Origin of the sequence: Methanosphaera cuniculi, from assembly GCF_003149675.1 — an archaeon.
GTDB lineage: Archaea > Methanobacteriota > Methanobacteria > Methanobacteriales > Methanobacteriaceae > Methanosphaera > Methanosphaera cuniculi.
The window spans coordinates 1-5,580 of the sequence record NZ_LWMS01000027.1 but is presented as its reverse complement, the minus strand read 5'-3'; the positions used below and the strand labels follow the sequence as shown (position 1 = coordinate 5,580).

Below are 5,580 nucleotides of genomic sequence, written 5' to 3'. Positions count from 1 at the left end.
ATATAATATATTATATTAAAAATAAGATATTTAATAATTTTTATCAAAAAAGATAATAATTGAAATAAACTTTTATAAATTATTAAATTTACTTTAATTTTTTTACTTAAATTATAAAGGAGTGGGAAATAATGATAGTAAAAGATATGATGAATACAAACATTTACACAATTAAACAGGATGCACCCTTAAAAGATGCGATAGACAAACTACAAGAACTTGACATAGGACGATTATTTGTTGAAGATGATGATAATAATATTGTAGGACAAATCTCAAATTCAGATTTAATTGAATTAATGATTCCAAATGAAGTATTTAAAATTGATGATGTTAAAGTATCAGATGTAATGTGCGAAATTGTTAATACAATATATTCAAACTCATCAATTGAAGATGCAGCTAACTTAATGTTACGTGCTGAAACATCAGGACTTCTAGTATGTGAAGATGGAAAAAATGTTGGAGTTGTAACAAAAACTGATCTTTGTCGTATAGTTTCAATGTCTGATGTTCTTTTAAGAAAGTAATTTTGTTATAAAACAAACTAAACCAAAAAGTTTATATACTAAATAACATAAACTTTATAATAGTTGCTAGTACAATCCTAACAACTATTATATATATTCAATGCAGCGATAGTCCAGGCTGGCTAAGACTCTACCCTGCCACGGTAGTGACCCGGGTTCAAATCCCGGTCGTTGCATTTACTTATTTACATATGCGGTTGTAGTCTAGTCTGGCTAGGACTTGGGCCTTCCAAGCCTACGACCCGGGTTCAAATCCCGGCAGCCGCACTAACTATTTAATTTAAAAAAAAAACTAATTTTAAAATATATATAAAAACTTATTTGCATATGCGGTTGTAGTCTAGTCTGGCTAGGACTTGGGCCTTCCAAGCCTACGACCCGGGTTCAAATCCCGGCAGCCGCACTAACTATTTAATTTTAAAGAAAACTAATTTTTACTTATAATAATAGATACTATTTTTTTTATGAATATATTATAAAAAAACGTATTTTACTTTTTTTTGAATTACTTTTATTTAATTTATTAATTTTTTAAAAAAATAGATTTTTTTTTGTTAACTTTAAGATATGAAAAAAAAATAGTTGTATAAAAGAAATGTATAAATTTTATACTAATCCCTTTTTTTTTAAACCTTTACTAATTTCATCTTTATACAAAGATAATAACTTCTTTTATAATTTAGATACAACATCTGCAAATTCATCAAGAGTATTAGTCTGATAAACCTCAGCACCAGCTTTCTGATAATCTTTAACACAACTTGTAGGAGTATTCCAACGAATCTTCTTCTCAGGATTAAGTATTATTACTTTACGTGAACGTTTTGTCATCTCATGTATTAGATGTGCTGATTCAAGTACTCCATCAACACGTTTTCCCTTCCAATCACGACAATCTGATAGTATTATAATATCTGTATTACGATTTAAATTAGCATCTTTTAGAAATTCGCGAAATGCCTTACTCATATCTGATTGTCCAAATGATTTAACACCAAATGACTGGTGTACTGAATTTATTTCATATGTATTTTTAAAATCCATCTTAAGAGTATTTGTCACATCTACTGCTTTATTATCAAAGTCAAATACTTGCATTTTATCAAATGTTTTATAACATCCATATAGTATTGCAAAAAACCATGTACTTACCCATTGACATGACCCACTTACATCACATAGAAATACTTGTTTTGTCTTTTTAACTGGAGGTTTCTGTTTTAGGAGATTTATTAAATGACCACCATTTTTAAGGTTGTGTCTGATTGTTTTTGGCATATTTACAGTATGTGATTTTGCAAGTTTTCGTCTTTTATTTCTTTGATTTGCAATTTTTTTACTTAATCGTTGACAAATATCAAAGATACGATTATCATAATTATCAAGCATTATAAGACTATCGCGTGTTATATTATCATTTACTATCTTTTGTTGTCGTCTTTGTTCTATTAGTTGTATGTTTTCATTATAACTTGAATTTTCTTCTATTACTTCAGTTTCAATTACTTCTTCTTGTGTTTCTGGTATGTTTCTAGGTTTTTTATCTTGTTTTTCAGGTTTTTTTCTTGATTTTTGTGGTTTTTGTGTGTTGAATATTTTATCATATGCTTTATTAAATTTATCCTCATCACTTTTATTTTTTATGTATATGCATTTTAGTGCTACTTTTAGCTGATCATTATCAAATTCTTCATGGTATTGTTCATAAAACCCTGAAGCTGTTATTGTACTTCTTATACTTACATTCATTCCATCATTTCTTAGAAAGTTGGATAATGTAATTATTTTTTCAGCTCTCATTTTAATCATCTTAACTAGTTTTTGTATGTAAAATTGAAAAATTATATCATGTGTGTAAGTTATTTTTTTAGGTTAAATATATTATGTTAGAATCTCTTTTTTTTAAGTTAAAAAAAAAGTTTTTGAATGTAAATTATATCCTTTTTTATAGTTCAAATCCATCTTCTGTGAAGTAATCTCGTATTTCTAGAAGATGTCCTCTTTTTATTAATACAGCTACACTATCATCATAATTTAGAATTGTTCCATTATTTGGTATTATAATATCATCCCCTATGTATTTTGATATAATTATGAATTTATCTGTATTATTTTCTATTTGTTTTACTGTTTTTCCTGCTATACTACGATTTTTAACTTTAACTTCTAGGATTTCTCCATCTCCTTTTCCTATTGTTACAAGTGATTGTGCTGTTGGTCTTACAATCATTCTTGCAATATATCGTACTATACTTCTTTCAGGATTTATTACACTAATTCCTAGTTTTTTAAATATTGATGCATGATCTGGATTATTTAGTTTTGATACTATTGTTGTAACTTCATGTTCTTTTGCAAATACTGAACATAATAGGTTTACTTCATCATTTCCTGTTGCTGCTACAAAGAAGTCTATTTTATCTATATCTTCTTTTTCAAGAATACTTGTATTTGTTCCATTTCCATGTATTACATAACAGTTTAGTTGTTCTGATGCTCTATCATATGCATCTATATCTTTATCTATAATTGTTATATCATGATCAGTTTGTAGTTTGGTTGCTAAGTTATATCCTATACGTCCTGCTCCGACAATTATACCATTCATTGTTCTAACATTCCCTTATTTTTTATTATATATTATACTACTATATTGTATCTTATTAATATTAATAGAATTGAAGATTATTTGAAATCTATGTAAAAAAATATTTTTTTACCAATATAAGATTGTATAAAAAAAAATTATCAAAAAGTGTAAAACATCTTATAAAAAAAACAATATAGAAAATTGATATAAATGGAAAACAAATAACAGGAAAAACAAAAATAGCAGTAAAAATCAATGGAAAAACATTTAACAAAACAACAATAACAAATGGAGAAATTAATATTGTTCTAAAAACAGACACATTTAAAAATCCAACATACAATATAACAATAATAATAGGACAAACATCACAATATAAACAGGCAATATACACAATGAATCTAACAAAAAACACAGAAAAAACAGTAAAAACACAAACACAACTATTATTAGAATATAACAATGATGATAATCAGACGATGAAAGTATACTAAAAAAAATATTGGAAGAAGAATTTAATAATTTATAAAAATTCTTTCAAACCCAATTTTTTTTACTTTTTTTTATAAATTATGAAAATCAAGAAAAAAACATGAAAAAACTTTTAGTTAAATTTTCTTTTTTTTCTAATAATTTAAATCAATGAAAATCCAAATTAATTTTTTTGGGAAGTTAAATTAAACTTAATTATTAAAGAAATATTACTTATTAATAGTTTTATCAATCTTCTTGTTTTTCTAGTAATTCATAGATGTAGTCTACATCTACATTATCCATAAATAGATCACCTAACTGATTATAATTTACACGTTTTGCTTCACTAAAATCATCTTTTGTCATACCTAGTGGTTCTAATCCTTTGTTGATTCTTAGCATATCTGTAAAGCTTCGTCTAAATTCAAAGTTATGGAAGATTCCATGTAGATATGTTCCACAAATATTACCTTTTATTGCTCCATCACAATTTGAATCTGGATTATTTCCAAATCCTTTATCTAGTTTTATTAGTGGTTCTACATCACCTAGTGTTGTTATAGCTTCATGTAATTCATATCCTGTGACAGGTGTTTCTGCTTTAAAGCCAAGTTCACTATCATTTATTATTGTTCCACTGGATTGTTGTACTACTTTTTCATCGATTTTTCCAAATTCTGTTATCATATCAAGAAGTCCGAGTCCTTCAACTGATCCTATGTCTGATTCATGATATTCAGGATCAAGTATTTGTTTTGATAACATTTGATATCCACCACATATTCCAATAATTGGAATTTCACCTGCTTTTTGTATTATTCGATCATACATTCCAGTCTTTTTAAGCTCTTCTATATCATGTACTGTGTTTCTTGTACCAGGAATTATTAGTGCATCTATATCATCTAGATTTTCATAGATACTTACAAGTTTTATTCCTACATCTGGTTCATAATCTAGTGGGTCAATATCTGTGAAGTTTGATATTTTAGGAAGTCTTAGTGTTCCTATTGTTATTTTTTCATTTTCTGAAAAATGATGTGTGGAAAGTGATGCTGAATCTTCTTCAGGTAAGTTTAGTGTTTCATCAAATGGCATTATTCCAATGATTGGTATTCCTGTTAGTTGTTCAACTTTTTCTATTCCTGATTTTAGTACATCTGCATTTCCACGGAATTTATTTATGATTATTGCTTTGATTCTGTTTCGATCTTCTTCTGGAAGCAGGTAGTATGTTCCTACTATTGATGCAAATACTCCCCCTTGGTCAATATCTGCTACTAGTATTACATCAGCATCTGTCATTCTTGCTATTAGCATGTTTGCAAGGTCTTTATCATACATGTTAATTTCTGCTGGTGATCCTGCTCCTTCTATTACTGTTATGTCATAGTCCTCATCTAATTTTTCTAGTGAATCTTCTATGGCTTCTATTGCTTGTTCTCTGAAGTTGTCTTGGTAGTCATCAAATCGCATATCTCCTGCTGGTTTTCCTTGTACTATTACCTGAGATGTGAATTCTCCTTTTGGTTTTAGCAGTATTGGATTCATGTTAGAATTTGGTTCTATATCTGCTGCTTCAGCTTGCATTACTTGTGCTATTGACATTTCTTCATTATCTATTGTTGTATATGAATTTAGGGACATGTTTTGTGATTTAAATGGTGCTACTCTGTATCCTGCCCGTGCTAGTATGTTACATAGTGCAGCTACTGTGAGTGTTTTTCCAGCATTTGATGATGTTCCTTGAAACATTATGTATTTCATATGTTTTTTACCTTCCTTTTATTGTTTTTAAAATGTGATTATTGTATATATTAGTTGTTTTGATGTTTTATTTTTATTGTGTATTTATTCATGAAAATTGTTTGTGATGTTGGTTTTATTTATTTCATGATATAAGTAAATATTTTAAAAACCAAAGGTTACTTTAATAGTAAGAATATACAAATAATATAAATAAATATCTGTCTATTATACACATAT

Annotated in this window: 4 protein-coding genes and 3 tRNA genes; 4 read left to right on the top strand and 3 right to left on the bottom strand. The window is 27.4% G+C overall.

The features are described 5' to 3' along the window. Positions 1-131 precede the first annotated feature (131 nt). From MSCUN_RS04675 to MSCUN_RS04660, 4 genes are all read left to right on the top strand, one after another. A complete protein-coding gene (locus MSCUN_RS04675; RefSeq protein ID WP_095609208.1) occupies positions 132-530 on the top strand; it encodes a CBS domain-containing protein in 399 nt (132 codons plus the stop codon). A gap of 102 nt (positions 531-632) precedes the next feature. Beyond that, positions 633-706, top strand: a tRNA-Gly gene (locus tag MSCUN_RS04670). Positions 707-723: 17 nt separating this feature from the next. After that, positions 724-797 (top strand) — tRNA-Gly (locus tag MSCUN_RS04665). Positions 798-859: 62 nt separating this feature from the next. Next, positions 860-933, top strand: a tRNA-Gly gene (locus tag MSCUN_RS04660). Positions 934-1,202: 269 nt separating this feature from the next. On the opposite strand, the gene MSCUN_RS04655 is transcribed toward MSCUN_RS04660, so the two are convergent. From MSCUN_RS04655 to cobQ, 3 genes are all read right to left on the bottom strand, one after another. Continuing rightward, complete coding sequence (locus MSCUN_RS04655) at positions 1,203-2,339, bottom strand: VWA domain-containing protein (RefSeq protein ID WP_245837674.1); 1,137 nt, start codon at positions 2,337-2,339, stop codon at positions 1,203-1,205. 136 nt (positions 2,340-2,475) lie between these two features. Beyond that, positions 2,476-3,138, bottom strand: a complete 663-nt coding sequence (locus tag MSCUN_RS04650) for a potassium channel family protein (RefSeq protein ID WP_095609210.1) — start codon at positions 3,136-3,138, stop codon at positions 2,476-2,478. Between the two features lie 702 nt (positions 3,139-3,840). Further along, positions 3,841-5,361, bottom strand: a complete 1,521-nt coding sequence (cobQ, locus tag MSCUN_RS04645) for a cobyric acid synthase CobQ (RefSeq protein WP_095609211.1) — start codon at positions 5,359-5,361, stop codon at positions 3,841-3,843. Positions 5,362-5,580: the final 219 nt, after the last annotated feature.

Excerpts from the sequence above, each read along its gene's own strand:
- MSCUN_RS04655 (WP_245837674.1), bottom strand. The coding sequence starts at position 2,339 with ATGATTAAAATGAGAGCTGAAAAAATAATTACATTATCCAACTTTCTA.
- cobQ (WP_095609211.1), bottom strand. The coding sequence starts at position 5,361 with ATGAAATACATAATGTTTCAAGGAACATCATCAAATGCTGGAAAAACA.
- MSCUN_RS04650 (WP_095609210.1), bottom strand. The coding sequence starts at position 3,138 with ATGAATGGTATAATTGTCGGAGCAGGACGTATAGGATATAACTTAGCA.
- MSCUN_RS04675 (WP_095609208.1), top strand. The coding sequence starts at position 132 with ATGATAGTAAAAGATATGATGAATACAAACATTTACACAATTAAACAG.